Annotated in this window: 24 protein-coding genes; 9 read left to right on the forward strand and 15 right to left on the reverse strand. The window is 63.2% G+C overall.

The window, feature by feature from the left end; genetic code table 11:
* Positions 1-316 precede the first annotated feature (316 nt).
* The 4 genes from ABD842_RS12025 to ABD842_RS12040 all read right to left on the reverse strand — a co-directional run bounded on the left by ABD842_RS12025 (position 317) and on the right by ABD842_RS12040 (position 4,478).
* Positions 317-1,912, reverse strand: a complete 1,596-nt coding sequence (locus ABD842_RS12025; protein WP_345114007.1) for an OmpA family protein — start codon at positions 1,910-1,912, stop codon at positions 317-319.
* 480 nt (positions 1,913-2,392) lie between these two features.
* Positions 2,393-3,103 carry a pirin family protein gene (locus ABD842_RS12030; protein ID WP_345114010.1) on the reverse strand — a complete coding sequence of 237 codons (711 nt, stop codon included), beginning with the start codon at positions 3,101-3,103 and terminating at the stop codon, positions 2,393-2,395.
* Between the two features lie 4 nt (positions 3,104-3,107).
* Positions 3,108-3,686 (reverse strand): nitroreductase family protein, encoded by a 579-nt coding sequence (locus ABD842_RS12035; protein WP_345114013.1) that lies wholly within the window; start codon positions 3,684-3,686, stop codon positions 3,108-3,110.
* Between the two features lie 78 nt (positions 3,687-3,764).
* Positions 3,765-4,478, reverse strand: coding sequence for a pirin family protein (locus ABD842_RS12040; protein WP_345114015.1), 714 nt, complete (start codon positions 4,476-4,478; stop codon positions 3,765-3,767).
* 273 nt (positions 4,479-4,751) lie between these two features.
* On the opposite strand from ABD842_RS12040, the gene ABD842_RS12045 reads away from it, so the two are divergent.
* Positions 4,752-6,932, forward strand: coding sequence for a S9 family peptidase (locus ABD842_RS12045; protein ID WP_345114018.1), 2,181 nt, complete (start codon positions 4,752-4,754; stop codon positions 6,930-6,932).
* Positions 6,933-7,151: 219 nt separating this feature from the next.
* Here ABD842_RS12045 and ABD842_RS12050 read toward each other — a convergent pair whose 3' ends face one another.
* Both ABD842_RS12050 and ABD842_RS12055 read right to left on the reverse strand, forming a co-directional pair.
* Positions 7,152-8,483 carry a serine hydrolase domain-containing protein gene (locus ABD842_RS12050; protein ID WP_345114021.1) on the reverse strand — a complete coding sequence of 444 codons (1,332 nt, stop codon included), beginning with the start codon at positions 8,481-8,483 and terminating at the stop codon, positions 7,152-7,154.
* An 83-nt stretch (positions 8,484-8,566) separates the two neighbouring features.
* The gene (locus ABD842_RS12055; protein WP_345114024.1) at positions 8,567-9,112 is read right to left on the reverse strand and encodes a hypothetical protein; all 546 of its coding nucleotides are present in this window, start codon (positions 9,110-9,112) and stop codon (positions 8,567-8,569) included.
* Between the two features lie 100 nt (positions 9,113-9,212).
* Between ABD842_RS12055 and ABD842_RS12060 the strand changes: the two genes are divergently transcribed.
* On the forward strand, positions 9,213-10,094 hold the full coding sequence (locus ABD842_RS12060; protein WP_345114027.1) for a glutamate--tRNA ligase family protein: 882 nt from the start codon (positions 9,213-9,215) through the stop codon (positions 10,092-10,094).
* Here the strand turns inward: ABD842_RS12060 and nfi are convergent.
* Entirely contained in the window at positions 10,086-10,766 is a 681-nt protein-coding gene (gene nfi / locus ABD842_RS12065; protein WP_345114030.1) for a deoxyribonuclease V, read from the reverse strand. The genes ABD842_RS12060 and nfi overlap by 9 nt on opposite strands.
* Before the next feature lie 93 nt (positions 10,767-10,859).
* A complete protein-coding gene (locus ABD842_RS12070) occupies positions 10,860-12,056 on the reverse strand; it encodes a glycosyltransferase family 87 protein (RefSeq protein ID WP_345114033.1) in 1,197 nt (398 codons plus the stop codon).
* A 149-nt stretch (positions 12,057-12,205) separates the two neighbouring features.
* Between ABD842_RS12070 and ABD842_RS12075 the strand changes: the two genes are divergently transcribed.
* The 3 genes from ABD842_RS12075 to ABD842_RS12085 all read left to right on the forward strand — a co-directional run bounded on the left by ABD842_RS12075 (position 12,206) and on the right by ABD842_RS12085 (position 14,555).
* Complete coding sequence (locus ABD842_RS12075) at positions 12,206-12,778, forward strand: DUF1990 family protein (RefSeq protein WP_345114036.1); 573 nt, start codon at positions 12,206-12,208, stop codon at positions 12,776-12,778.
* Positions 12,771-13,424 (forward strand): DUF1990 domain-containing protein, encoded by a 654-nt coding sequence (locus ABD842_RS12080; protein WP_345114039.1) that lies wholly within the window; start codon positions 12,771-12,773, stop codon positions 13,422-13,424. Before ABD842_RS12075 ends, ABD842_RS12080 begins: the two co-directional genes overlap by 8 nt.
* Before the next feature lie 87 nt (positions 13,425-13,511).
* Positions 13,512-14,555, forward strand: a complete 1,044-nt coding sequence (locus ABD842_RS12085; protein ID WP_345114042.1) for an NAD(P)-dependent alcohol dehydrogenase — start codon at positions 13,512-13,514, stop codon at positions 14,553-14,555.
* A 93-nt stretch (positions 14,556-14,648) separates the two neighbouring features.
* On the opposite strand, the gene ABD842_RS12090 is transcribed toward ABD842_RS12085, so the two are convergent.
* From ABD842_RS12090 to ABD842_RS12110, 5 genes are all read right to left on the reverse strand, one after another.
* The gene (locus ABD842_RS12090) at positions 14,649-15,137 is read right to left on the reverse strand and encodes a hypothetical protein (RefSeq protein ID WP_345114045.1); all 489 of its coding nucleotides are present in this window, start codon (positions 15,135-15,137) and stop codon (positions 14,649-14,651) included.
* Between the two features lie 334 nt (positions 15,138-15,471).
* Positions 15,472-17,016, reverse strand: coding sequence for a serine hydrolase domain-containing protein (locus ABD842_RS12095; protein WP_345114048.1), 1,545 nt, complete (start codon positions 17,014-17,016; stop codon positions 15,472-15,474).
* Between the two features lie 113 nt (positions 17,017-17,129).
* Positions 17,130-17,789, reverse strand: a complete 660-nt coding sequence (locus ABD842_RS12100; RefSeq protein WP_345114051.1) for a cytochrome b/b6 domain-containing protein — start codon at positions 17,787-17,789, stop codon at positions 17,130-17,132.
* A gap of 60 nt (positions 17,790-17,849) precedes the next feature.
* Positions 17,850-18,200 carry a hypothetical protein gene (locus ABD842_RS12105; protein WP_345114053.1) on the reverse strand — a complete coding sequence of 117 codons (351 nt, stop codon included), beginning with the start codon at positions 18,198-18,200 and terminating at the stop codon, positions 17,850-17,852.
* Between the two features lie 36 nt (positions 18,201-18,236).
* Positions 18,237-19,433, reverse strand: a complete 1,197-nt coding sequence (locus ABD842_RS12110) for a pyridoxal phosphate-dependent aminotransferase (RefSeq protein WP_345114056.1) — start codon at positions 19,431-19,433, stop codon at positions 18,237-18,239.
* A 119-nt stretch (positions 19,434-19,552) separates the two neighbouring features.
* Here ABD842_RS12110 and ABD842_RS12115 point away from each other — a divergent pair, with 119 nt between their 5' ends.
* The 3 genes from ABD842_RS12115 to ABD842_RS12125 all read left to right on the forward strand — a co-directional run bounded on the left by ABD842_RS12115 (position 19,553) and on the right by ABD842_RS12125 (position 21,545).
* The gene (locus ABD842_RS12115; protein WP_345114059.1) at positions 19,553-20,080 is read left to right on the forward strand and encodes a DinB family protein; all 528 of its coding nucleotides are present in this window, start codon (positions 19,553-19,555) and stop codon (positions 20,078-20,080) included.
* A gap of 32 nt (positions 20,081-20,112) precedes the next feature.
* Positions 20,113-20,541 (forward strand): hypothetical protein, encoded by a 429-nt coding sequence (locus ABD842_RS12120; RefSeq protein WP_345114062.1) that lies wholly within the window; start codon positions 20,113-20,115, stop codon positions 20,539-20,541.
* 296 nt (positions 20,542-20,837) lie between these two features.
* Positions 20,838-21,545: a ferritin-like domain-containing protein gene (locus tag ABD842_RS12125; protein WP_345114065.1), complete on the forward strand. Its 708-nt coding sequence runs from the start codon at positions 20,838-20,840 to the stop codon at positions 21,543-21,545.
* Between the two features lie 88 nt (positions 21,546-21,633).
* On the opposite strand, the gene ABD842_RS12130 is transcribed toward ABD842_RS12125, so the two are convergent.
* Together ABD842_RS12130 and ABD842_RS12135 are read right to left on the reverse strand one after the other, a co-directional pair.
* Complete coding sequence (locus tag ABD842_RS12130) at positions 21,634-21,933, reverse strand: DUF3817 domain-containing protein (RefSeq protein WP_345114067.1); 300 nt, start codon at positions 21,931-21,933, stop codon at positions 21,634-21,636.
* A 31-nt stretch (positions 21,934-21,964) separates the two neighbouring features.
* Positions 21,965-22,543: a hypothetical protein gene (locus tag ABD842_RS12135; RefSeq protein ID WP_345114070.1), complete on the reverse strand. Its 579-nt coding sequence runs from the start codon at positions 22,541-22,543 to the stop codon at positions 21,965-21,967.
* A gap of 246 nt (positions 22,544-22,789) precedes the next feature.
* Here ABD842_RS12135 and ABD842_RS12140 point away from each other — a divergent pair, with 246 nt between their 5' ends.
* Entirely contained in the window at positions 22,790-24,277 is a 1,488-nt protein-coding gene (locus ABD842_RS12140) for a serine hydrolase domain-containing protein (protein ID WP_345114072.1), read from the forward strand.
* Positions 24,278-24,492 lie beyond the last annotated feature (215 nt).

Consider the following 24,492-nt stretch of genomic DNA (forward strand, 5'->3'; position numbering starts at 1 on the left):
CGGAATTTAAGGGTCGAAATTTTGCTGCACTTATAGTAGCGGTTAGCAGGCTGCATAACAGTAAGTTACGCCCATTCTCTTGACTTCTGCTTCCTAAGCCCCTTAATTTATTAAGGCATTGAAACAGAGGTGCCGAACTTGCCTCTGCTCCGTCCGGTCTGCTGTCAACCACGGATGTGGTAAGGGGACAACCAGCGTAACCAGGGCTGCTGACTTGGTAAAACACTAAAGCTGAGCCAGGGCTGCCAGGGCACAAAAAAAGCGGCCAGCTATGGAGCTGGCCGCTTTCTGTAGTGTTGACCCGAAGGTCGGTGCGTTACTTTCTGCGCACCGGAGCTTTTCTGGCCGGAGCCTTTTTCATCGGGGCTTTCTTTACCGGAGCAGCTTTCACTGGGGCGGCAGGAACTTCCGGGGCTACACCGTATTTCGTCTCCGCAGGGTTCGGGTCACCGGGCAGGTACACATCGAACTCTACGCGGCGGTTGATGGCGCGGCCGGCGTCGGTGGCGTTGTCAGCAATCGGCTTGGTTTCGCCGTAGCCATGCGACACGATGCGGTCGGCCGGGATGCCTTTGCTGAGCATGTAGGTGCGGGCCGAGGCGGCGCGGGCATCCGACAGACGCAGGTTGTAAGCATCATCCCCTTTGTTATCGGCGTGGGCCGAGATGCCGAGGAAGTAGTCCGGATAAGCGTTGAGGATATCCACCAGACCGTTCAGCGTTGGGAACGAAATCGGCTTCAGGGTAGCCTTATCGAACTCGAACTGGATGAACTTGGTAGCTTCCTGGAGTTTTTTCTTCTCCTCTACCTTCATCTCTGGGCAGCCTTTGTTCGAAGCTGGACCCGGACGGGCAGGGCAACGGTCCTGGTAATCCGGAACACCATCACCATCACGGTCGAGTGGGCAGCCGCTGGCATCAACCGGAACACCGGCCGGGGTACCTGGGCACTTATCGCTCGAGTCGATTACACCGTCGCCATCAGCATCCGGGCAACCTTTGAGCTCTGCTTTGCCAGGCGTGTCGGGGCAGGCGTCGTCGCCGTCGCGCATACCATCACCGTCGCGGTCGGGGCAGCCTTCCAGCGCCGCCAGGCCTTTCTCGGTGGGGCACTTATCCTGGTAATCCGGAACGCCGTCGCCGTCGCCGTCGAGTGGGCAGCCGGTGGCATCAACTGCAACGCCGGTTGGCGTGCCGGGGCACTTGTCTTTTTTGTCGCCTACGCCGTCGCCGTCCGTGTCGAGGGTTTTACCCAGGTTGAAGGTCAGACCGGCAGAGTGCTGCAGGTAGCGGTCGTTGATGTTGCCTTTCAGAGCCACGCCGTCGATCTGGTCGGTAGTAGCGTAGTGCTGGCTGGTTTCAACGAATGCCGAAATACCGGGCGAAAACTGGAACGTGATACCGGCGGCCCCTTTCAGGTCCCAGGCATAAATGTCGCTCAGGGCGTTGACTTGGCCATTGAGCGCAAACCGGTCGGAGCTGGCGAAAAATACGCCGGGAGCCAGGCTCAGGTAGGGAGCAAAGAAGCCGTCCTCTTTCAGGGCCCAGCCGTTGTTCAGCTTAAGCTTGATCGGAACGCCGATGTTGACCACGTTGGCGCGGAAGCCGCTGAACGGAAAAGCAGTGTTCTTGGGCGGCGTGCCCGAGAAAGCCATTTCGCCATAGCTCATGTCCAGGCCCAGGTCGATGCCGGGCGTGACGTAGCGGCTGAGTTTGAGGCCAGCCCCGAACTCAATCTTGTTTTTGTTGAACCATTCGGAACCCAGGTCGCCGTGGTACTGCCAGGTCGTGCCGTACAGGCTGATGCCCGTCTTTCGTTCGGAGCTTTGGGCGTGCCCCGTGTGGGGCAGGGCAGCCACCAACGCCAGACCCAGCCCAAGGGCCTTTGCAGCGGATGTAAGAGGTAGTTTCATAGTAGAACGGGTTGAAAAGTCAGACTCATTTAGTATTGAGTCGAGCCTATATACCGGCGGCCGGACGATAAGGTTGTTTCAAAATGGTTCCTGGCGGTAGCAGGCAAGGCCTCTGTTCGGGCTTTGGGCTACGGTAGCGCTTCAGAATGACAGGTAATCCGGGATATCGTGAAACCAGCCCTGAACGATACCGTAAGGGGGGGCTGGCTAGTATATTAAGACTCTGTTATTCAGGGACTAATAAGGATAGTCGGACGCCCAGAACTTCGCCGGCTGGAGCCGGTCCGGACGGCAGATAATGCTGAAAAATCAAAATAGTTATAGCCCAAAAAAATATTCATCCCGATCATCCAGAAACCACTAAAACCGTGAAATAGTAGCTGTAGGTAGGCAGCCGAACCCACTGGCCAGGCTGGCGGCCCGCAAAAAAAACCTCTTCCGGGGAAGAGGCTTTCGGTTCGTTAGCAGGCAAACAGCAGCTTAGTGGTTGATGGGAACTTCAACGAGGAGGAAGTGGCTTTCCGCGGTGCATTTCACCGTCACCGCGTCGGTGTTCCACAGACCGATACTGTCGCGGGGCTCCAGCGGCTGCCCATTTACCACGATGCTGCCCGACATCAGGAACACAAAGATGCACTTGTTGGGCGGCGGCAGCGCGTAGCTGGCGGTCTGGCCTGCCTCGAAGTAGCCGAGCGAGAGGCGGGCATTCTGGTTGATCCAGCAGTGGGCCGTGCCCTCCTCGTTGCTGACGATGGTGGTCAGCTGGTTTCGGCGCTTCTCGGCCGGAAAGCTGCGCTTCTGGTAGCGTGGCGTCACGTTCTGCAGCTTGGGCTCAATCCAGATCTGCAGGAAGTTCACCGCGTCGTCGCCGATGTTGTGCTCCTCGTGGCGCAGGCCGCTGCCGGCACTCATGATCTGCACCGAGTCGGTGCTGACTTCCTCAGCGTAGCCCAGGCTGTCCTTGTGGTTCATGCGGCCAGCCAGCAGCACCGAAATGATTTCCATGTTGGCGTGGGCGTGCAGGCCAAAGCCGCCGCCGGGCTGCACGAAGTCGTCGTTGAACACGCGCAGCAGGCCGAAGCCGGTGCGTTCGGGGTTCTGGTAGCTGCTGAAGCTGAGCGAGAAGTTGCTTTGCAGCCAGCCGATGTCCTTCAGGCCCCGGTCGGCGGCCCGGATGATACGGTGATGCATGGCGTTAGCTGGGCAGTTGGGCGTGGAAAGCAATTTCGGCGACCGGCTTGCGCTGGCGGGCGGCATTTTCCCGACCCAGGAAAGGCTCTTCCAAGTGCTCGGCCGCGCCCTGGTAGCCCAGGGCAATCATGACGGCGGGCTGCAGGCCGGCGGGCAGCTGGAAGGCTTCCTGCGCTTTGGCCCGGTCGAAGCCGCCCATAAAGTGCCCGTGCAGCCCAAGGGCCGTGGCTTCCAGAATCAGGTTGCCGTTGGCCAGGCCCAGATCGTGGAGGGCGCCGCCGTTGGGCGTGCCGTTGTCGTAGTGCGTCTTGGTGAGGGCCAGCACCAGCACGGCGGCGTTTTTGGCCCAGGGTTGGTTGCCCGCCATCAGGCAGTCGACCATTTTCCGGAAGGCCTCGGTATCGGCGCGGTGGGCGTAGATGTAGCGCCAGGGCTGCTCATTCATCGCGCTGGCGGCCCAGGAGGCGGCTTCAAACACCTGACCCAGCGTTTCGGGCGCAATGCACTGATCGGTAAAAGAACGGGGGCTCCAGCGGTTGCGGATCAGCTCAAGCACGGGGTAGGCAGTGGGGGCAGTTTTCATGGGCGAAAAATAAGCTAGTTGGCAGAAGAGGTAACACGAGTGGCGGGCGGCGGCCCCACGCCCCTCGTTACAAGGTATTTACAGCGTCATCGGCACGTCCATCAGCAGCACCTGGGCGTTGCTGTCGGCCTGCAGGCTGAACGAAGCGGTGTCCCAGACGCCAAACCCGTCGCGGCGGTGCAGCGGCTGGCCGTTGATGGTCACGTCGCCTTCGAGCACGAAGACATACACGCCGTTGCCGGGCTTTTTGATGGCGTACTCCGCCGCGGCGCCCGGCTCGAAGTCGCCGAGGCTGAACCAGGCATCCTGGTGAATCCAGACGCCGGCATCGTCGGGCGAGGGCGAAATCACCTGCTGGAACCGGTTGTGCCGGTCTTCGGCCCGGAAAGTCTGCTGGTCGTAGCGGGGCGGGACGCCGCGCTTGTTGGGGAACACCCAGATCTGCAAAAACTTCACTTCCTGGTCGCGGCGGTGGTTTTTCTCACTGTGCGCGATGCCCGTGCCGGCGCTCATCACCTGCACGTCGCCGCGGCGGATAATGGCCTGGGTGCCGGTGTTATCCTTGTGCTCCAGGTCGCCCGAGAGCGGGATGCTGATGATTTCCATGTTGTCGTGCGGGTGAGTACCGAAGCCCATGCCGGCGGCCACGGTATCATCGTTGAGCACGCGCAGCACGCCGAAATTCATCCGCTCCCGGCTGCTGTAGCCGGCAAAGCTGAACGTGTGGTAGGAGTTGAGCCAGCCGTGGCTGGCGTGGCCGCGCGAATCGGCGGTGTGAAGAACGGTTTGCATGGCAAAAGCGGAAAAGCAAGCGGCAGAGTACCGGCTGCGGGCCTTATATATGTACATACATAGATTAGGCCGAAAGGTTCAAGCTATATTTTCCGGGGCTTCGCACGGGCCAGTTTGGCCGGATCAAGCAACGTTGACCGACAACGGCCGTCAGTTGTCGGCTGCCGGTTCGGTCAGGCGGCGTTTTTGGCGCCGGCCGGCGGCCGGCCGAACTAGGCAGCATTGTGTAATTTGCCCGCCCATTCTCACTCTCTATTCCTCAAGCAGCACTTTATGCTCAGAAATTTCACCCGGAAGGTGGCCGCCGCGGCCGCGCTGCTCCAGCTGATTCTGTGGGTTCCGGCCCACGCCCAGTTCGGACCCGGTACTCAGTGGACCAAAGACGGTTACGGCTACATGCAGGCCGACAAGGACGAAATCGTGCAGCTCGACGCCCGCGACGGGTCCAAGCGTACGGTACTCGTCAGCAAGGCCCAGCTCACGCCCCAGGGCCAGAGCGCGCCGCTGGCCGTGCGCCGCTTCGCGCTGTCGGACGACGGGCAGAAGGTGCTGATCCACACCAACACCAGGAAAGTATGGCGCTACGACACCCGCGGCGACTACTGGGTGTATGACTCGGGCACCAAAACCCTCCAGCAGCTCGGCAAGGGCCGCCCGGAGGCGTCGCTGATGTTTGCCAAGTTCTCGCCCGACGGCAAGCACGTGGCCTACGTGAGTGAGCACAACCTGTACGTGGAAGACCTGGCCGGCAGCACCGTCAGGCCCCTGACCACCGACGGCACCAAGACGCTCATCAACGGTACCTTCGACTGGGTGTACGAGGAAGAGCTGGACGCCCGCGACGGTTTCCGCTGGGCGCCCAACAGCCAGAGCCTGGCTTACTGGCAGCTCGACGCGGGCAAGACCAAAAACTACCTGATGCTCAACACCACCGACCAGCTCTACCCGTTTACGGTGCCGGTAGAGTACCCGGTGGTGGGCGAAGACCCCAGCATGGCCCGCATCGGCGTAGTAAGCGTGCAGGGCGGCGCCACCACCTGGATGAAGATTCCCGGCGACGCCGTACAGCACTACCTGCCGCGCATGGAGTGGGCCAACAACTCCACCGAGCTCATCATTCAGCAGCTTAACCGCCGCCAGAACGAGAGTAAGATTATGCTGGCGACGGCCGCTTCTGGTGAAGTGAAGCCGCTGTACAGCGAAACTGACAAGGCCTGGGTGGACGCCAAGAACGGCGCCATCGGCTGGGACTGGATTGAGGGCGGCAAGCGCTTCGTGTGGCTGAGCGAGAAGGACGGCTGGCGCCACATCTACGCCATCGACCGCAAGGGCCAGGAAAAGCTGCTCACCAAGGGCGACTACGACGTCATTGAGCTGAGCCTTATCGACGAGAAGAACGGTACCATCTACTTCATGGCTTCGCCGACCAATGCCACCCAGACCTACCTGTACAAAGTAGCGCTGAAGGGCGGCAAGGCCGAGCGGGTGTCGCCGCAGGCGCTGGCCGGCTCGCACAGCTACGACATCTCGCCCAACGGCAAGCTGGCCCTGCACAACTTCTCCAACAGCGCCACTTTCCCGGTGGCCGACGTGGTGTCGTTGCCCGAGCACAAGCGGCTGAGCGGGGGCGAGGTTTCGGAGCGCGCCAAGAGCGTCAAAGCGCCCAAGACCGAGTTCTTCCAGGTGAAAACCGAGGACGGCGTGACCATGGACGGCTGGATGGTGAAGCCCGCCGACTTTGACCCCAGCAAGAAGTACCCCATCGTATTCTACGTGTACGGGGAGCCCGCCAGCCAGACCGTGACGGACCGCTTCGGCACCGGCTTCAACCGCCTCTACGCCGGCAACATGGCCGACGACGGCTACATCTACGCCTCAGTAGAAGGCCGCGGGGCCCCGGCGCCCAAGGGCCGGGAGTGGCGCAAGTCGATTTACCACAACATCGGCAAAATCAACATCCGCGACCAGGCCATGGCTGCCAAGGAGCTGATGAAGCGCTCCGCCTTCATCGACACCAGCCGCGTGGCGGTGTGGGGCTGGAGCGGCGGGGGCTCGTCCACGCTCAACCTGCTGTTTCAGTATCCGCAGATCTATAAGACCGGCATCTCCATTGCCGCCGTCGATAACCAGCTCAACTACGACAACATCTACCAGGAGCGCTACATGGGCCTGCTGCCCGACGACCGGAAGTACTTCGTGGAAAACTCCCCGCTGAACTACGCCAAGAACCTGCGCGGCAACCTGCTGCTCATCCACGGCACCGGCGACGACAACGTGCACTACAACAACGCCGAGCAGATGATCAACGAGCTGATCAAAAACAACAAGCCGTTTCAGATGATGGCCTACCCGAACCGCACCCACAGCATCTCGGAAGGCGAAGGCACCAGCCGCCACCTGGCCACCACCTTCACCCAGTACCTGAAGGAGCACTGCCCGCCCGGCGCCCGCTAAGCGGAACGTGAGTCAAGTAAGAAGCCCTCCGAAGCAATTCGGAGGGCTTTTTTGCGTCAGAACGATTGTAGGGACGCGTATTCGCGTCTCAGCGCGTGCTGATGTTGCGATAAACACCTGGTTCCGGTCGTTCAATGTAGAGACGGGAAGTGTCGCGTCTCTACATCATCTGTGCTGGTGTAACAAAGTCGTTCAACGCCGAGACGCGACTATGCGTCTCTACATCACCTTTCCCAGCCGCCGCACGGCCAGCACCCGGCCTTCCGCCGTCAGCCACTGCGTCAGGTACAGCCCAGCGGGCAGCCCGGCCACGGAAACCGAAGTTTCGCCGGCCCCGGCAGCTACCTCCCGCACCACCCGGCCGGTGGCATCCAGCAGCCGCAGCCGCGCGGCCCCGGGCACGGCCGTGGCCGTAACGGTAGTCAGGGCCGGGTTCGGATAAAGCTTAGCCGCGGCCTGATTTGCGGCGCTTGGCACCGCCAGCGGCCGGCACTGCATGGCGGCCATCAGGTAGCGCCACAGCTCGGTATCGAACGACGACACGGCCAGCCTAGGGCCGTCGGCCGAGTTGCCCTGGCGCACCACGACCAGCCCCAGGCTGGGCACCACGTAGATTTTCTGGTCGTTTTTGCCCAGGGCCGCAATCAGGTCCGGCGGGGCCGTGGGCATCAGCGGGCCGGGGAAGCTGACCTGGGAGCCCGGCAGCCGGTAGGAGCTTTGCCCATTGAGCCACCACAGGTAGCCGTAGCTGCGGTTCAACGTCTGCGAGGATGTGGTCATGCGGCGGAAGTAGGCCGTGTCGCCCAGCACGGCGGTGCCGTTCCAGGTGCCGCGGGCCAGCGTCAGCAGGCCGAAGCGGGCCATGTCGCGGGCCCGGCTGTAGTACACATCATTCACCCACAGGCCCGCCATGCCGATACGGGAGGCCAGGCGCTGGTTGGTGTACTGGTTTATCGTCAGGCCGCTGGCTGAGGTCAGGACATCCTGGAGCAGGCGGTAGGGGCCGGTGTGGTAAGCCCAGCGGGTGCCGGCATCGGCCCGGTAGAGCAGGCAGCCGGCGGTAGTGCTTTCGTTGTCGCAGGGCGGCGGCGGCACGTCGTCGAGGCCCGTGGTCATGGTGAGCTGGTGGCGCAGGGTGATGAGGCCTTCCTGGCGGGGCGGGGCCGAGGTCCAGCCCCGGCCCAGGGTGTGGGAGGTGCTGTTGGTGAGGCGCAGCAGGCCTTCGCGCTGGGCAATGCCGACCACCGTCGCCGTGAGCGACTTGCCCGCCGAGGCCCAGTACCAGCTGGAGTCCTGGGTGAAGGTGCCGTAGTAGCGCTCCAGGACTATCCGGCCGTCCTTGAGCACGATAAACGACTTGGTATGCTTGCGGCCCAGAAAATTGTAGAGTGAGTCGAGCTGGGGCTGGCACCAGCCCAGGCTCTGGGGCGAAGTGGCGGCCCAGGTACCGGAGGCCGCCAGCGGCGGGAAATACAGCGTGGACTGGGCCCGGGCAGCCGGGAAAGAAAGCAGCAGACCAGCCAGCAACAGTACGAGTAAGGCGTGTTTCATACGACAGCAAAGTAAGGGGGAGCTGTCGGCTTGGATAATGTCCGGGCCCAGAAGTTTAACGGGCATCCGGCAGGATTACCGGGCTATTTACTCAGCACCGTGACCCCCGGCACACCATCGGCGCTGGTGTATTGCCCGTTGAGGCGGAAGCGGCGGCGGGCGTTGCGGTAGCAGGCGCAGCAGCCCTTGCCCGTTTCGCCGGTCAGCTCAATTTCCCGCACGTCGTAGCGGTGGCTGGTAGTGGGCAACACGACGCGGTAGGAGGCTTTTTCCGGCCGGAAAACGGTGGCTCCCACGGCGTTCAGGGCCGGTGCGGGTAAGCGTAATAGCTCTATTCCGGCGGGGTAGAAACGATACGAGCCCGACCCTGAGCGGATGGGTTGACGGACGGTATCCGCTGGCCCGGTAAAATCGGGAGTAGCGTAGCGCACTATATAGGCGGCATCAATTTCGGCTTTGCGGAAGCCAGTGGTGCGGGCTGAATCCAGGTCGAAAACCAGCCGCAGCTGATATTCTTCCACGGCGCACGCGTCGCAGTTTTTCGCGCCGCAGCCGCAGCTGAGCAGCATCAGGAGGCCCGAGCAGGTTATCAGCCAGCGCAGCAGGAGAGCAGGTTTAACAGGAGACACGGGAATCGGGATAAAACGTGGAGAAAGATAGCCAAATGGCGACAACGCGGGGAAAGAGAGCGAAGCGGCGGGCGCGTCGTACTTTTCCGTTCTCAAACGTATGGCCCCTGCTCCTTATTTCCCCGTCGTTTCGCGCCTCGCGCCCACGCCCAGCGGCTTTCTGCACCTGGGCAACGCCGTCAACTTCGTGCTGACCTGGCTGCTGGTGCGCCGCGCCGAGGGCACCCTGCACCTGCGCATCGACGATCTGGACCGCGCCCGGCTGCGCCCCGCCTACCTGGCCAACATCTTCCGCACCATCGACTGGCTGGGTATCGACTACGACCACGGCCCCACCGGCCCCGACGATTTCGAGCGCCACTATTCCCAGCGGCAGCATCTGGCCGAATATGAAGCCGTGCTGCGCCGGCTGGCGCAGGTGCCGGGGCTGGTGCAGGCCAGCACCCGCTCCCGCACCGGCGCCGCCGATGCCGTGGTGCCGCTCGACACGCCCGGCGCGGCCTGGCGCGCGCGGGTGCCGGATGAAACCGAAATCTGCTTTCCCGATGCCTGGCAGGGTGAAACCGTCGTGCCGCTGGCTCAGCTCATGCCCGACTTCGTGGTGCGCAAGAAGGATGGCGGGGCAGCTTACCAGGTAGCTTCGGTCGTGGACGATTTGCGGCTGGGTATTGACCTCATCGTGCGCGGCCTCGATTTGCAGACCAGCACCGCGGCCCAGCTCTGGCTGGCCCGGCAGCTGCCCGAAACTGCGGCGTTCAATGCCTCCCGCATCCGGTTCTACCACCACGGTCTGCTCACCGATGCCGCCGGCCGGAAGCTGTCGAAGTCGCAGCAGCAGCCTCTGGCTACCGGTATCGTAGGCGAAATGGCGACGCCCCGGCCGGTATATGCGGCCGTGGCCCGGCTGCTGGGGCTGCCTGTCGAAGCCGGGGAGTCGTTGGCAGCGCTGCGGGCGGCGTATGCCGGGCTTGCCTTACCGTAGCTCCTTCTTGAATTCCTCGGCCCAGTGGTCGGCCAGGCGGGTGGGCTCGGGCAGCTTGTAGCCGCGCAGGCAGGCCAGCGTCAGGCGCGTGGCCGTGGCCTGGTCGCAGCGGTGGCCGGGGCTCACAAACAGCGGCAGCACCTTGTCCTTGGAGCGGATAACTTCGCCCAGCAGCTCCCCGCTTTTCTCGGTCAGCGGGCTGATGCTGCCTTTGGTAATAGCCGGCTCCTGGTACACGCCGGTCAGCTTCTGCTTGGCTACCCCGAAGGTGGGCACATCGAGCAGTAGCCCCAGGTGGGCGGCAATACCCATGCGGCGCGGGTGGGCAATGCCGTGCCCGTCGACCATAATAACATCGGGCTTCTGCCGAAGCTTTTCGTAGGCTTTCAGCACGTTCGGCGCTTCCCGAAACGACAGCAGCCCGGGAATGTAGGGCACCTCCACCGGTCCCACGTGGTACACTTTCTCCACTACTTCCAGCGAGGGAAACCGCAGTAGCACGAACACCGATAGAATCGTTTCGGGCGTCGGAAACGACGAGTCGCAGCCGGCAATGAGGGTAGGTTCGTGGCCCAGCGGGAGCAGCCGGACGTGGGCGCGCATCTCCTGCTGCATCTGGGTCAGCTCCCGTACGATGCGCGGGTCGGCGGGCGGGTGGTAGGGGCGGTACATCGGGGAGTGGTGAGTGGGACGTCGTTACGCAGCAAAAAGCCCCGCCACCTGCTATACGGGCAGGGGCGGGGCGGGTGGGGGCGGACTAGCGGTTTAGGCCAGCACTGCCTGCTCCGGTTCGGCAGCGGACGCCTCAGCTGCGGCCCGCAGTCGGGCGCGCCAGCGCGGGTACAGCAGCAGCTGGCTCTGAATAAATACCCAGGCCAGAATCATGGGCACGGCTTTGAGCTTGTACACGTCGAAGTAGGCGTGGCGGACGGCCGGCGGGTTCAGGTCGGTAGCCGACAGGGTAGTAAAGATGAAGGCCAGGGCAAACAGCGCCCAGCCCAGGGGCGTGCTGCGGCGGTAGAGGATAAACCAGAACATAAAGCCCGCCACGGCAATAATGAAGGTCGGCGACTCGGCCATCTGGTTGAAGATAACCACAAAAATCAGGATGGAGGCCACGTAGAGGCGGCGGTAGTCGGCCTCGCGCCAGGCGCGGAAGTAGGCCAGCGGCGCCAGCAGCAGCAGCATCCCGATTCCCTGGACGATGCCCTTAGCCGTGGGCGCCACGCCAAACCAGGTTTCCAGCACGCCCATCAACGAAAGCTGAATGCCCGTCGCCGACTCGCGCACGATGTCGAACCAGCCCTGGTAGATCATCCGAAAGTCAACCCACGACACCACCAGCAGGGGCGAAAAGGCCAGCAGCGCCATCCAGGCAAAAGCAATAATGCCGTTGCGGATGGGCAGCGGGTAGAACAGAAAAATCAGGCCGATACCGATGCCGTACACTTTGATCAGGGCGGCCAGCGCCACGCACAGCGCAGCCCAGCCGTACTTTTGGTTTTCCAGGTTGATAAACGTCCACAGCATCAGCCCCACCAGCAGGCAGTTGGCCTGGCTGTTGTGCAGGGCCGTCATCATGTCAATCAGGCAGAGCAGCAGAAACAGCAGCTGCCGGCGCACATCCGGGAACAGGCGGCGGCCGGCGGTGTAGAACACGGCGTTGTTCAGCGCGTTCCAGGCCAGCAGCCCCAGCCAGTTGGGCATAAGGGCGAACGGGGCCATGAACAGCGCGAAAACCGGGCTGTACTTGTAGGTGTCGTCGTAGTACTCGGGGTAGGGCAGGTAGAGGTTTTTGCCTTCGAGCAGGTTGAAATAGGGCTTGACGAAAATCAGGTAGTTGTTGTACGAGGTCGGTCCTTTGAAATAGTGCTGGAACGTCACGATTATCGTGAGCAGCACGTACAGGCCCAGCACCAGGCGCGGGTTGAGCAGAATTCGTTCGATTCGGGTAGAAAGCATAAGCAGGGCACGGGTAGAAATCGGAGCCGAAAGTACGCGGAAAATCGACCGCCCCGCATTTTTCAGCCCGACGGTGCTAACCCGGCATCCGGCGGCTGCGTTAGGATCAGCACGCCGGCCCGCTGCTTCTGGCTGGGCTATTCCCCCTCATGAAAAAACCTGAACAACCCGCCACTACCGGCTCGGGCCCGCTCTTCGAGCGGATCTACTGCATCGATATTGCCGACTCCCGCCTGAGTGCCCACCAGCTGATGAAAAACATTCAATGCAACGTGGAGCACTACTCGCCCGATCTGCTGGCTGACTTCGAGAAGACCAAGGGCCAGCCTCACGGCTTGGCGCCGGACGACGAGTTCCGTATCAAAATCCTGGGGCCCTGGAACGGCACGGTGCGCGTCACGGCAGTAAGCGACGACCATTTTGAGCTCATCACGCTCGAAAACCACCCCGAGGCCGGCCGCATCCGGTTTTCCGTGCGGGCGCAGCCGGCCGGCGAAAAAGGCCGGCTGCGGTTTGAGATTCACTCCCGGGCCCGTTCCCGCGACGGCCTCGTTTCCTTCACCTACGATACGCTGGGCATTGGCAAAAACGTGCAGCAGCAAACCTGGGAGCTGTTCTGCACCACCGTGGCCGAGGAAAGCGGCGGCCGGGCGCTGGGGCCGGTGAGCGTGGAAACCATCCGGCACGACGAAGAAAATCCTAACCCCGAGCAGCATGGCTAACTCCCCCGCGCCCCCGCTCTGGGAGGTGCAGAAAGCCCGGCTCGAAGCCTACCGGGATGCTCAGGTCAACTTCGACCTGGACCGCGTGAGCGAGTACACCGCCGAAACCGGCTGGCGCATCGACGACTACGAAACCGAGCTGCCCGCCGAGCCCGCCGGCCCGCCCACGGCCAACGGGGCCTGGCAGGCGGCGCAGCAGATTCTGCGGGCCTACACCTTCCCGCCCTCCGACCTGATTACCGGCATCTTCGTGCCCGATACCCCGCTCGAAGAGCGGATCATGGTGCTGCGGGCGCAATTTCTGTTCTTCACCTTCTGGTTCGGCGTGCGCATCGGCGGCGTGACGGACGAAACCCGCACCCTGCCCGACGGTGGGCAGGAGCAGGTGTGGGGCTACAACTACCGCACCCTGGAAGGCCACTTTGAGCGGGGCCAGATTGAGTTCACGGTGCACAAGCACCTGGGCACCGGGCAGGTCATGTTCCGGATTCACGCCTTTTCGCAGGTGGGCCGCATCAGCAACCCCATCTACTGGCTGGGCTTCAAGCTGTTTGGCCGCACACTACAGCGCCGCTTCGCCCACCAGTCGCTGGAGCGGATGCGGGAGCAGGTGGAAACGGCCCTGCACAACGGGCCGCAAAGCTGATTTCCGCCCCAAACCTTCGCTCGGCTGCGGGGTTATAGACCTTCGCACTCTTCCTTGCTACAAGACCAAAACCATAAGACCAAAACCATGATTTCAGCAAAAGGCTACGCGGCTCCGGTCGTGAATGCACCCCTCGAACCGTTTTCCTTCGAGCGCCGCGACGTCGGTGCCCACGATGTGCAGATCGAGATTCTGTTCTGCGGCGTCTGCCACTCCGACCTGCATCAGGTGCGCGACGAGTGGGGCGGCTCGATGTTCCCGATGGTGCCCGGTCACGAAATCGTGGGCCGCGTGGTGAAAGTGGGCGACCACGTGAAGAACTTCAAGGCCGGTGATCTGGCCGGCGTGGGCTGCATGGTCGACTCCTGCCGCACCTGCCCCAGCTGCGAGGAAGACCTGGAGCAGTACTGCGAAGCCGGGTTCACGGGTACCTACAACGGCACTGAGAAGGAAACCGGCAAGCCTACCCAGGGCGGCTACGCCAACCAGATTGTGGTGAACGAGCATTTCGTGCTTACCATCTCCGACAAGCTGGCTCTCGACCGGGTAGCGCCGCTGCTCTGCGCCGGCATTACCACCTACTCGCCGCTGCGGCAGTGGAAGGTGGGCGCCGGCCACCGCGTGGGCGTGATGGGCCTGGGCGGCCTGGGCCACATGGCCGTGAAGCTGGCCGCGGCCATGGGCGCCGAAGTAACCGTGCTCAGCACTTCACCCAGCAAGGAAGCGGATGCCAAAGAGCTGGGCGCCCACAAGTTTGTGGTGACCAAGGACGAAGAGCAGCTCAAGGGCGTCACCAACTACTTCGACTTTATTATAAACACCGTATCGGCTCCGCTTGATATGAGCCTGTACGTGAACCTGTTGCGCCGCGACGGGACCATGATTCTGCTGGGCGTGCCGCCGGAAGCCCCGCAGCTGCATGCTTTCAACCTCATTGCCAAGCGCCGCCGCATTGCCGGCTCCCTGATCGGCGGCATTGCCGAAACCCAGGAAATGCTGGACTTCTGCGCCGAGCACAACATCATGTCCGACGTGGAAGTGATTCCGATGAGCCAAATCAACGAGGCCTACGAGCGGATGCTGAAAGGCGACGTGCACTACCGCTTCGTGATTGACATGGCAACGCTGTAAACGGAGTTTTAGCCCGCTTGCCTTCCTGAAAAGGCCCTTCCGAATCAGCTTCGGAAGGGCCTTTTTTTGCGTACGCACGCGGCGTGAAGTCCGCTATTCTTCCTCGTAGGGAAAGCTGAACGCACCCGTCATGGTGAAGCGCCGGGCCCCGCGCCCCGATTCGCAGACCTGGCAATGGTAGGAGCCGGTCAGCACGTGGTGGATGGTGTCGACGGCGGTGATTTTGACCACCCCGGGGTTGTCGGGACAGGACTTGGAGTAGGCCGCCACTTCGCCGTAGCGGTAGGAGGCGTCGCGGTTGTGGCCGCTCAAAATTTCCTGAAAAGCGTAGGTGCCGGGCGCCAGCGGAAACCGGTCAATCAGAATGGTGAGGCCCTCGCCGTCGGGGTCGTTGGCGCGTACCACGTTGAGGCGCAGCGTGCGGTCGGCCCCGACGAAGAGGCGGGAGCCGAGCGTGTCGGTGGCAATGGGCAGACCGTTGATGCGCAGCGTGAGGGTAGCGGGCGGCGTGAAGGGCGCCGCCGGGCTGAAGCTCAGCAACGCCAGCAGCAGCAGGCCGGGGAGAAGAAAACGGGCAATCATGGCGCAGGTACGTTGGGGAGCAGAAAGACAGTGCGGTAGCTAAAAACCAGGCCGGAAATTGCCGGATACGCTACTTTTTAATCGTCTGCCATCCTGAGCAGTACCCAGAAGCTGCCTGCTTGAAGCGACAAGCTCTTTTTCAATGCGCGCTAGCTTTTGTCATGGGAGGCAGAAAGCTCAGCTCAACAGAAAAGCTTTGGGGTAGGGGAAGCAGCAGGTTCTTCGCGCTGCTCAGCACGACAGACGATCTTTAGGCTCCAGCGCCCGGTGATTTCCAAACAGAAACCGCCCAGGCACTGGTCCGGGTGGTTTTTTAGCAGCCGAACAGTCGGGCTTACAGCTTACTGAATACGTACGGGTCCTGCTCCACGTAGTCGTTGGCCTGCAGCTGCACGGAGGTCACCTTGCCGCCTTCCACCTTGAAAATGGCCGGCTGCACGCCAAAGACGAGGTTGGAGTAGGTGCAGCGAAACTCGTTGCCGTCCATGTAGTCGAGCGTGGCGGTGAGGCCGGGGTGGGTGGGGAAGCGCACCAGCAGCTGCTGCTTGTTTTTGGGCGCGATGATAACCGAGCCGAACAGCTTGTTCTCGAAGCTGCCGGTGTAGCTGGCCAGGGGCAGGTTCAGCTTGGCCTTCTTGCTTACCCGCGCGTCCAGCTTCTTGGTTGGGTTATCGGCGAGGCGGTCGGCCAGGGCTACTTTCAGGCTCTGGGCACTGCGGTCCACGTAAGGCACGCCGAGGTAGCTGTCCAGAATCTGGTAGCGCAGGGCCTCGAAGAAGCTCTGGTTGTCGTTGTTGGTCAGGATGGCAATGCCCAGGCCCTCTTCCGGCACGAAGCACACGTTGCTGACTTGGCCGGAAGCCCCGCCGGTGTGCCAGAACACCTGCTTGCCGTTGTAGTCGGTGCTGAGCACGCCCAGGCCGTAGGTGGTGAAGTGGGTGGGCCGCACCGTCGAGCGGCGGGTGCTGAGCAGGGTGTTGGCGTCGCGGGTTTTGCGCAGCACGCTCCAGGGCAGCACGCGCCGGCCCTGGTAGCGGCCCGAGTCGAGCTGCAGCTGCAGCCACTTGCCCAGGTCCGTCACGTTGGAGGTCATGCTGGCGCAGGGCCCCATGTTGTCCCAGTTGTCGAAGGGCACCTGGGCCAGGGGGCCGAAGGTGTTGGAGTAGGCCAGGGCGTGGTTGGGCTGCTGCTCGAAGCCGGCCGAGTTCATCGAGGTGCTGGTCATGCCCAGGGGCTTGAGGATGTTCTGGCGCACGTATTCCTCCCAGCTGGTGCCGCCGGTAGCGGCCGGAATCACCTGGCCCGCGGCTACGAAGCCGGCGTTGCAGTAGCCGTACTCGCGGCGGAACTGGCCGCCGGGCTTCATCAGGCGCATGCGGTAGATGATGTCCTCGCGGCTCAGGTTGGAGTTAAAGAAGCTGAAGTCGCCCTGGAAGGTCTTGAAGCCGAAGTGGTGGCCCATCAGGTCGCGCACGGTTACGAGGCGGGAGGCGGCCGAGTCGTAGAGCTGGTAGTTGGGCAGGTATTTATTGACCCGCTCGTCGAGCGAAATCTGCTTTTCCTCATCCAGCTTGGCCAGCGCGGTGCCGGTAAACAGCTTGGTGTTGGAGGCAATCATGAACAGCGTGCTGGCATCCACCGGCTCGGGCTTGCCCACGGCGCGCACGCCGTAGCCCTTGCTGACGATGACCTTCCCGTTTTTCACCACCACAATGGCCAGGCCGGGCAGCTCCCACTGCCGGAGGCCGCGGGCCACGTACCGGTCGAGGCTGTCGGTGAGGAAGCGGTTGGCGGGCGCCGTCTGCGCCGCCGCGGGTTGGGCCGCCGCCAGCAGCAAGCCGCCGAGGCCAAAACCCGTTTTCAGTAAAAAAGCACGCATGTACCAAGCAGTGGAAATGTGGGAGATAGAAGAGTAAAGATACCGGCAAGCTGCGGGAAGCGGAAAGCATTCGGGAAGTTGCATCCGGGAACTGTAAGGCGCCGGACGCCGACTTACTCGCCGCCGTTGATCATATCCGAAACGATGCCCTTATTCTTGGTCGATTCGGCCCACACCACGCCCAGCACGTGCAGCCCGGTAAAGGCCATGATCAGGTACATCGTCACGTTGTGAACCTCCTTCACGGTGTGCTCCAGCTGGTGCAGAAACTCAACGTCGTCGGCATAGATCAGTACCAGCCCGGTCAGCACCATCACCACCAGCATCAGGTAAAAGGCGAGGTAGGAGTACTTGACCACCAGGGAGTGGCGGGCATCCTGCAGGTCGACGCCCTGCTGGCGGAAGTACTGCCGCGCCGTGCCCAGCTTGACGGCAAACCGCTGCTGGCCGCGCTGAAAGAACTCCAGCCCGATGCGGCCCAGCAGCAGCACCGACAGCGCCACGCCCAGGTAGATGTGCCAGTCCCAGATGCGGTGGCTGATGATGCGCGTCAGCCCGCGCACCTGCTCCTTGCTCATCGTGACGCCCTGCTTCTGCAGCACGGCCTGAAACTCGGGCCCCACGGTCTTCATCTTCAGAATCACGAACAGAAACAGAATGGTAATCAGCAGGCCCGAAATGACGGCGGCACTGCTCCAGTGCCACAGCCGCAAAGCCAGGGAGTTCTTGTTGCCCACGGCGGGGTCGACGATGGCGGAGGAAGATACTTGCATCGGAGGAAAGGGTGGTAGAATGGCAGGTTGGCAAAGAAGCAGGAAGATAAGAACGGCAATTTACTCCTTTAGCGCGGCCTCAATGTCGGGCAGGTACACCTGGTCCAGGACCTCCACGCAGGGGTCGTGCCGGCCGTAGCCCTGCTGGTAGAGGGTGCGGGCCTGGCGGAAGCTGATGCGGGCGGAGGTGGCGTCGTGCAGCTGGCGGTAGGTGAGCCCCGGGTAGTACTCAAAAATCCGCTGCTCCTGGCACAGGTTAAAATCGGCGCGGTCGGGGCCGGGGTCGAAGACGATGGCCCCGACGTTCTGACCCGGCCCGGCCCGCCGCCGCGGCCGGGTTTGCCAGTAGGTGAGGCCGGCCAGGGCGGGTGCCAGCAGGCCCAGGGCCAGGCGGCTTGGGGGCATCGGCATACGGAATGAGGCAGGTAGAGAAGCGGCTTGGAGTTGCTAGGCCGTACGCCCGGGATAGATGGTCAGCGCCAGGGCCAGGCAGTCCATGGCCTGGTCCAGCACCTCGACATTGCGCACGTAGGCCAGGCGGGCTTCCTGCCGGCCCAGCCCGGGCGTGGCGTAAAAGCCCGCTGCCGGGGAAATCATCAGCGTCTGGCCTTCGTGCTCGAACTCCTCCAGCAGCCACTGGGCAAAGCGGCTGGTATCGTCGACGGGCAGGTGGGCCATAACGTAAAAAGCCCCGCTGGGTACCGGACATACCACGCCCGGCATGGCCTGCAGGCGCTTTACGAGCAGGTTGCGGCGGCTCAGGTACTCGGCTTTGGCGTCATCGAAGTAGGTAGCGGGCAGGTCGGTGGCGGCTTCGCCCAGCAGCTGGGCCAGGCCGGGCGGGCTCACCCGCATCTGGGCAAACTTCAGCGCCACTTCCTGCACGGCCCTGTTCTTGGTCACCAGCGCCCCGATGCGGGCCCCGCAGGCACTGTAGCGCTTCGAAATGGTGTCGATAAGCACCACGTGCTGCTCCAGCCCGGCCAGGTGCAGGGCGCTGACGTAGGGCGCATCGTAGCAGAACTCCCGGTAGGCCTCGTCGGACAGCAGAAACAGGTGGTGGCGCAAGCACAGGTCGCGCAGCTGCTCCAGCTCGGTGCGGCTGTACACGTAGCCGGTGGGGTTGCTGGGGTTGCAGACCAGAATGGCTTTGGTGCGCGGCGTAATCACCCGCTCCAGCTCGGCAATGGGCGGCAGGGCGTAGTCGTGCTCGATGTGGGAGGTGACGGGCACGATATGCACGCCCGCCGCCACCGCAAACGACGGATACGCGCCGTAGAACGGCTCCGGAATAATCACCTCGTCGCCGGGGTTCAGGCAGGAAAGCAGCGCAAACAGGATGGCCTCACTGCCGCCCGCCGTCACCAGAATATCCGGGGCAGCTACGTCGATGCCCACGCCCTGGTAGTAGTGGGCCAGCTTGCGGCGGTAGGAATCGTGGCCGGCGCTGGGGCTGTACTCCAGCACCCGGATATCGGCCTGCTGCACGGCGGCCAGCACCGACGGTGGGGTTTCGATGTCGGGCTGGCCGATGTTGAGGTGGTGAACGGTGAGGCCGCGCTGCTTGGCGGCGTCGGCGTAGGGCGTGAGCTTGCGAAAAGGGGACCAAGGCATTGCCTGCCCGCGCTGCGATACTTCCAACATAGCGGCAAGATAGGCGGCTGGGGTAGGAAAGCCCGCGGCAAACGCACTATTTATGCGGCCGGCCGGCTGGTGAGAGCGGGCCGGGCCAACAACTCCCGCCCCCGGCCGTTTTACCGGGCATGACCCAACCTCCAAGTCTGCCCGAAGTGTGGCTGCGCGGCCCGCTGCCCGGGTTTGCTCCCCTGCTCCAGCCCGTAGCGCACGCGCTGCTGCAGGCCCGCGAAGAGCTAACCAGCCTGATGGCGGGCTTTGCCGACGCCCTGCTCTGGCAGACGCCCGCCGGGCTGGCTTCCCCCGGCTTCCATCTGCAGCACCTGGCCGGCGTGCTGGACCGCCTGACCACCTACGCCCGGGCCGAGGTGCTGAGTCCGGCGCAGCTGGCGTATTTGCAGGCCGAAGGAGCAGGGCCGACTACCCCGGGCACCACGGCCGCGCTGGTGCAGGCCTTCAGCGCCCAGGTCGACCAGGCGCTGGCGCAGCTACGGGCCACGCCGGCGGCCAGCCTGCCGGAGAGCCGGGGCGTGGGCCGGGCCCAGGTGCCGGCTACCGTGCTGGGGCTGCTGGTACACGCCGCCGAGCACACCATGCGCCACCTGGGCCAGCTGCTGGTCACGGTGCGGGTGCTGCAGGCCGGTTTCACGGGTTAAAACGGATGTTTTTTCAGTTATTTGCTCAACTCATGGCACGCTCCAAAGACCGAAATACGCCGTCCGCGCCCATGGTGGGGGCTACTGTCGAGGAGTGCCGGCAGCAGCTGCTCCAACTCCTCAAAAGCGGGGAGTACGCGCTGTCCTGCGCCGATAAGGAAGGCTACCGAACGCTGTGCTGCTACCGCCAGGCCTACCTGTTCGTGGCCGTCGGCGACGAGGGCACCAGCGTGCTGCGCCTGCCCCACGACGAGGCGCTGCTGACTCATCTCGAGCAGCAGATCGGGGGGAAGTACGTGCCGGAAAACGGCAGCCTGCGCTGGACCTACGAGCTGACGGCCGCCGAAAAGCTGGAGCGGTGGCAGGCGCTGCAGGCCCGGCTGACGCCATTTGCCGAGTCCGGCCGCGGGTTTGTAGCCCGGGCGCTGCGGGAGCTGGCCGAAATTTTGGGTGTGCCGTAAGCCCGCTACCGTGCCCAGCACTAAGGGCAGCGGGGGCCAGGATGCCTGCAGCCGTACGGGGAAAGACAAAGTGCAGCTGCAGAAGAAGCCAAGGGGCGTTTTGGCATAAATTCTCCTAGAGGAAATATGCAGTGCCTGGCCGCGCGCCGGCCAACAATTAAGATCACCTGAGCGGGCCGAAGGCGGACAATGCTGCTGCTAAGCTCCGCCTGCACGGCTGAGAGGGGAAAGCTTAACCTAACACATTGATCCTGGTTGCCGTACACTGCCACAGTATTCACCTAAGCTTACCCACCATGGATAACCCGCAAAACTCCGGCCGCACCGGCCAGAATGACTATGGCCAGAACGACTACGGCCAGTCGTACTCCTCCACTTCTACTTCCACTTCTACCGATACGCTGGCGGATAAGGCCGCGCAATGGCTCAACAAGGGCAGCATGGGCGAAATGCTCGGCAAGCTCAGCACCACCCAGAAAGTACTCGGCGGTGCTTTGCTCGTGCTCGGCGCCGGCGCCCTGCTGCGCGGCAGCAAAGGGGGCTCAGCGGCTAAATCCGCGGCCAAAGGCGGCCAGGCCGGCACGCTCAACGAGCTGCTGTACTTCGTCAACGACCGGATCGAGGGCTACCAGCGGGCCGCCGACGAAAGCCAGGACGCCCAGCTCAGCGGCTACTACAAGCAGCTGGTCAGCCAGAGCCAGCAGTTTTCCAATGAGCTGAACGGCTACCTGCGTCAGCAGGGCGGCGAGCGGCAGACCAGCACCACCGCCAAGGGCAAGCTCTACCGCGTCTGGATGGATGCCAAAGCCGCTGTAACGGGCCACGACGAAAAAGCCATCCTCGGCTCCAATGTCTACGGCGAGGAGTGGGCCCTGAAAGCCTACCAGGAAGCCCTTGATGATCATACGCTGACCGGTACGCTGCGCCAGGCCGTGGAGCGCCAGTACGGCCAGTCGCAGAAAACCTACAAGGAGCTGCAGAAGCTGGAAAGCCAGCAGGCCTAAGCCGGCCGACGGGCTAAACTGAAAGCAGGGCATCCGATACCGGGTGCCCTGCTTTTTGGTGGACGGGCCAGGGCCAGCGGCCGGAGTGCTAGGCTTTGAACAGCCTCCGCTCGGCCCAGAACGTGCCGAAGGGAACCACGGACACCACCAGGGCCAGCAGCGCCTTGCGCCACGACCAGCCCAGGGCCACGCTCACCTGCACCACCAGCAGCACGTAGAGCACAAACAGCACGCCGTGGACCATTCCCACCACGCGCACCGCGTCGGGCTGCCCGGCCAGGTATTTTAGCGGCATAGCAATACCCAGCAGCACCAGAAAGGATACGCCTTCCAGAAAACCCACCACCCGCAGGCGGCCCAGCGAAGTCAGCAACAGAGAAGCAAGCATGATACGGGAGTTCAGATGAGGCCGCAAGGTACTACTGAACGATGCTTACCGGTGGCTGCCACCGGCCGGCCGGCGGTATCACCGCCCGCTGACCCTGCACGATGATTTGCCCGGTGTCGGCAGCAGTGTAGGCGTGGGGAAAAGCGGGCAGCGGGTGGCGCTGCACCAGACCGGCCAGCAGAGGGCGCACCTGGTACACGGCCATGCTGTCCACGCCCAGGGAGCCTTGGTAGGGGGTGTTGTAGATGGGGAAGCGGGAGTGGTCGGGGAGGGCCTGTTCGAATACGGGGTAACAGCCCACGGCGGAGCTCAGATTGAGTAGGATCAGGAAAAAGCCGAGCAGGTAAAACGGGCTGCCCGCCACCAGCAAGCCCAGGTACAGCAGCACCGCTGCCCGCCGCCACCACTGCTGCCGGCTGAGCAGCAGCAGCGTGCCGGGCCCCAGCACAACCAAGCCCAGCAGCATGAGCAGCTCGCCCAGGTTGTTGAGCAGGACGGACTCAAACCGAACCTCGGCGCAGTAAAGCCCGAAAGCCAGGGCCGCCAGGAGGGTGAGAGTCCCAAAAAACCGGATCAGGATGGGGTAAATGGAAATAGAGGCAGGGGGCATAAAATAAAACAGGAAAAGAATTAACAACGCTTTGAGTCGGCCGGGGAAGTAGACTCCGTGGCTACCAGGCTACCAGGCTACTACATCTGCGGAAAGATGGCGCCGCCGGATCGACGCCCGGGGCAAGTACCAGTTCCTGCGAATATACAGGCAACGCTATGCGCGGGCGGCGCATCTGTCGGGGAGTACGCCAGCCAGAAGCAATCCGCTTCTCCCGCGCGGCCGAACATCTATCCTCGTTGCTCTATGAAAATTTCCCAAACAACCCGCCAAAGCAGCCTTAAGTGGCTGCTGCTCGTGCTGCTGACCTTCTTCTCTTATCAGGCTTCGGCCCAGGTCCCCGCCGACAGCGTCGATCAGCTCGTGCAGCGCGCTATGCAGCAGCTGCGGATTCCGGGCCTGCAGCTGGCGGTGGTCCGCCACGGCAAAATCGTGAAGCTGGGCAGCTACGGCGTGGCCAACGTGCAGGACTCGGTGCCGGTGACTACGCAAACCCGCTTTTTCCTTAACTCCATCACCAAGGCCTTCGTGGGCGTGGCCGTGATGCAGCTCGTGGAAGCCGGCAAGCTGGATGTGGCCGCGCCGGTGGGCCGCTACCTGCCCGAGCTGCCCGCCGCCTGGCACCCGGTCACCGTCCGGCAGCTGCTCACCCACACCTCCGGCCTGCCCGACATTATGCCGGAGGACGCGCTGGTAACTGAAAACAACGAGAAAACCGCCTGGGCCCAGGTGCAAACCCAGCCGCTGGACTTTCCGGCCGGCGAAAAGTTTGCCTACAACCAAACCAACTACCTGCTGCTGGGCCGCCTTATCGACAAGCTCAGCGGGCAGCCCTTCGCCGAGTTTGTCCGGCAGCGCCAGCTCGACGTGGTCGGCATGCCCCGCACCAGCGCCGGCGATGCCCACGACGTGCTGCCCCACGGCGCCCGCGGCTACACCTTTACTCACTACAGCAACGGGCAGGTGCGCCGCGGCAAGGAGCTGCGCAACCTGTTCGAGGTGTTTCCGCCGTCCCTGCGCTCGGCCGCCGGTAGGAGCTCCACGGCCGAGGAAATGGCCCGCTGGCTGATTGCCCTGCAACAGGGCCAGCTGCTGCAGCCCGCCAGCCTCCCCACGCTCTGGACGGCCGGCCGCCTCAACGACGGCTCCGAGCGGGGCTTCGGCGGCAAGCTCACCGGCTACGCCCTGGGCTGGCCTACGGTTACGCGGGCCGAACACCCGGCCGTGGCGCCGGTGGGCGGCGGCCGCTCCGCCGTGTTCGTCTACCCCCAGGACGAGCTGGCCATCGTGGTGCTGACCAACCTGCAAGGAGCCAGCCCCGAGCGGTTCGTCGATGCGCTGGCGGCCCATTACCTGCCCGATATGCGCGTGGCCGACGGCTTCGGCCTGCCGCCCACCCTGCGCGCCCTGCACCGCACCCTGCGCCGGCGCGGCTTCAGCCACCTGGAAGAAGAAGTGAAGAAAGCCCGCCGCCAAAACCCGGCCTACGCCCTGCCCGAGGATGCCGTCAACGCCTGGGGCTACTCACTGGTGGAGCAGGGCCAGCTGACCGACGCGCTGGCCGTGTTTCAGCTCAACGTCCGCCTCTACCCCGGCAGCGCCAACGCCTACGACAGCCTGGGCGAAACCTACGCCGAGGTGGGCAACAAACCCCTGGCCACCAAGAACTACCAGCGCGCCCTGGCCCTGAACCCCAAAAACACCACGGCCGCGCAGTATCTGCAAAACCAGTAAATCCCGGTAGCTGAGGCTTAGCCCAGGAAAGTCAATCCGGCCGGTTTAAAAGCGCTTTATGCTCATCGGGCGGCCACTTGGCCGAAGCATCTGCCGCTACATTGGACTAGTAATTTAAATTCGTCTGTCATCCTGAACGGAGCAGAGCGAAGTGAAGGACCTTCCTCCAAGTCTCTGCGAAAATTGATTCAGTGCAAAAAGCCCTTTCCTTCGCT

Origin of the sequence: Hymenobacter algoricola (genome assembly GCF_039539525.1) — a bacterium.
GTDB lineage: Bacteria > Bacteroidota > Bacteroidia > Cytophagales > Hymenobacteraceae > Hymenobacter > Hymenobacter algoricola.

Coding starts and splice junctions, on each gene's coding strand:
- ABD842_RS12025 (WP_345114007.1), bottom strand. CDS start 1,912: ATGAAACTACCTCTTACATCCGCTGCAAAGGCCCTTGGGCTGGGTCTG.
- ABD842_RS12030 (WP_345114010.1), bottom strand. CDS start 3,103: ATGCATCACCGTATCATCCGGGCCGCCGACCGGGGCCTGAAGGACATC.
- ABD842_RS12035 (WP_345114013.1), bottom strand. CDS start 3,686: ATGAAAACTGCCCCCACTGCCTACCCCGTGCTTGAGCTGATCCGCAAC.
- ABD842_RS12040 (WP_345114015.1), bottom strand. CDS start 4,478: ATGCAAACCGTTCTTCACACCGCCGATTCGCGCGGCCACGCCAGCCAC.
- ABD842_RS12045 (WP_345114018.1), top strand. CDS start 4,752: ATGCTCAGAAATTTCACCCGGAAGGTGGCCGCCGCGGCCGCGCTGCTC.
- ABD842_RS12050 (WP_345114021.1), bottom strand. CDS start 8,483: ATGAAACACGCCTTACTCGTACTGTTGCTGGCTGGTCTGCTGCTTTCT.
- ABD842_RS12060 (WP_345114027.1), top strand. CDS start 9,213: ATGGCCCCTGCTCCTTATTTCCCCGTCGTTTCGCGCCTCGCGCCCACG.
- nfi (WP_345114030.1), bottom strand. CDS start 10,766: ATGTACCGCCCCTACCACCCGCCCGCCGACCCGCGCATCGTACGGGAG.
- ABD842_RS12070 (WP_345114033.1), bottom strand. CDS start 12,056: ATGCTTTCTACCCGAATCGAACGAATTCTGCTCAACCCGCGCCTGGTG.
- ABD842_RS12075 (WP_345114036.1), top strand. CDS start 12,206: ATGAAAAAACCTGAACAACCCGCCACTACCGGCTCGGGCCCGCTCTTC.
- ABD842_RS12080 (WP_345114039.1), top strand. CDS start 12,771: ATGGCTAACTCCCCCGCGCCCCCGCTCTGGGAGGTGCAGAAAGCCCGG.
- ABD842_RS12085 (WP_345114042.1), top strand. CDS start 13,512: ATGATTTCAGCAAAAGGCTACGCGGCTCCGGTCGTGAATGCACCCCTC.
- ABD842_RS12090 (WP_345114045.1), bottom strand. CDS start 15,137: ATGATTGCCCGTTTTCTTCTCCCCGGCCTGCTGCTGCTGGCGTTGCTG.
- ABD842_RS12095 (WP_345114048.1), bottom strand. CDS start 17,016: ATGCGTGCTTTTTTACTGAAAACGGGTTTTGGCCTCGGCGGCTTGCTG.
- ABD842_RS12100 (WP_345114051.1), bottom strand. CDS start 17,789: ATGCAAGTATCTTCCTCCGCCATCGTCGACCCCGCCGTGGGCAACAAG.
- ABD842_RS12105 (WP_345114053.1), bottom strand. CDS start 18,200: ATGCCGATGCCCCCAAGCCGCCTGGCCCTGGGCCTGCTGGCACCCGCC.
- ABD842_RS12110 (WP_345114056.1), bottom strand. CDS start 19,433: ATGTTGGAAGTATCGCAGCGCGGGCAGGCAATGCCTTGGTCCCCTTTT.
- ABD842_RS12115 (WP_345114059.1), top strand. CDS start 19,553: ATGACCCAACCTCCAAGTCTGCCCGAAGTGTGGCTGCGCGGCCCGCTG.
- ABD842_RS12120 (WP_345114062.1), top strand. CDS start 20,113: ATGGCACGCTCCAAAGACCGAAATACGCCGTCCGCGCCCATGGTGGGG.
- ABD842_RS12125 (WP_345114065.1), top strand. CDS start 20,838: ATGGATAACCCGCAAAACTCCGGCCGCACCGGCCAGAATGACTATGGC.
- ABD842_RS12130 (WP_345114067.1), bottom strand. CDS start 21,933: ATGCTTGCTTCTCTGTTGCTGACTTCGCTGGGCCGCCTGCGGGTGGTG.
- ABD842_RS12135 (WP_345114070.1), bottom strand. CDS start 22,543: ATGCCCCCTGCCTCTATTTCCATTTACCCCATCCTGATCCGGTTTTTT.
- ABD842_RS12140 (WP_345114072.1), top strand. CDS start 22,790: ATGAAAATTTCCCAAACAACCCGCCAAAGCAGCCTTAAGTGGCTGCTG.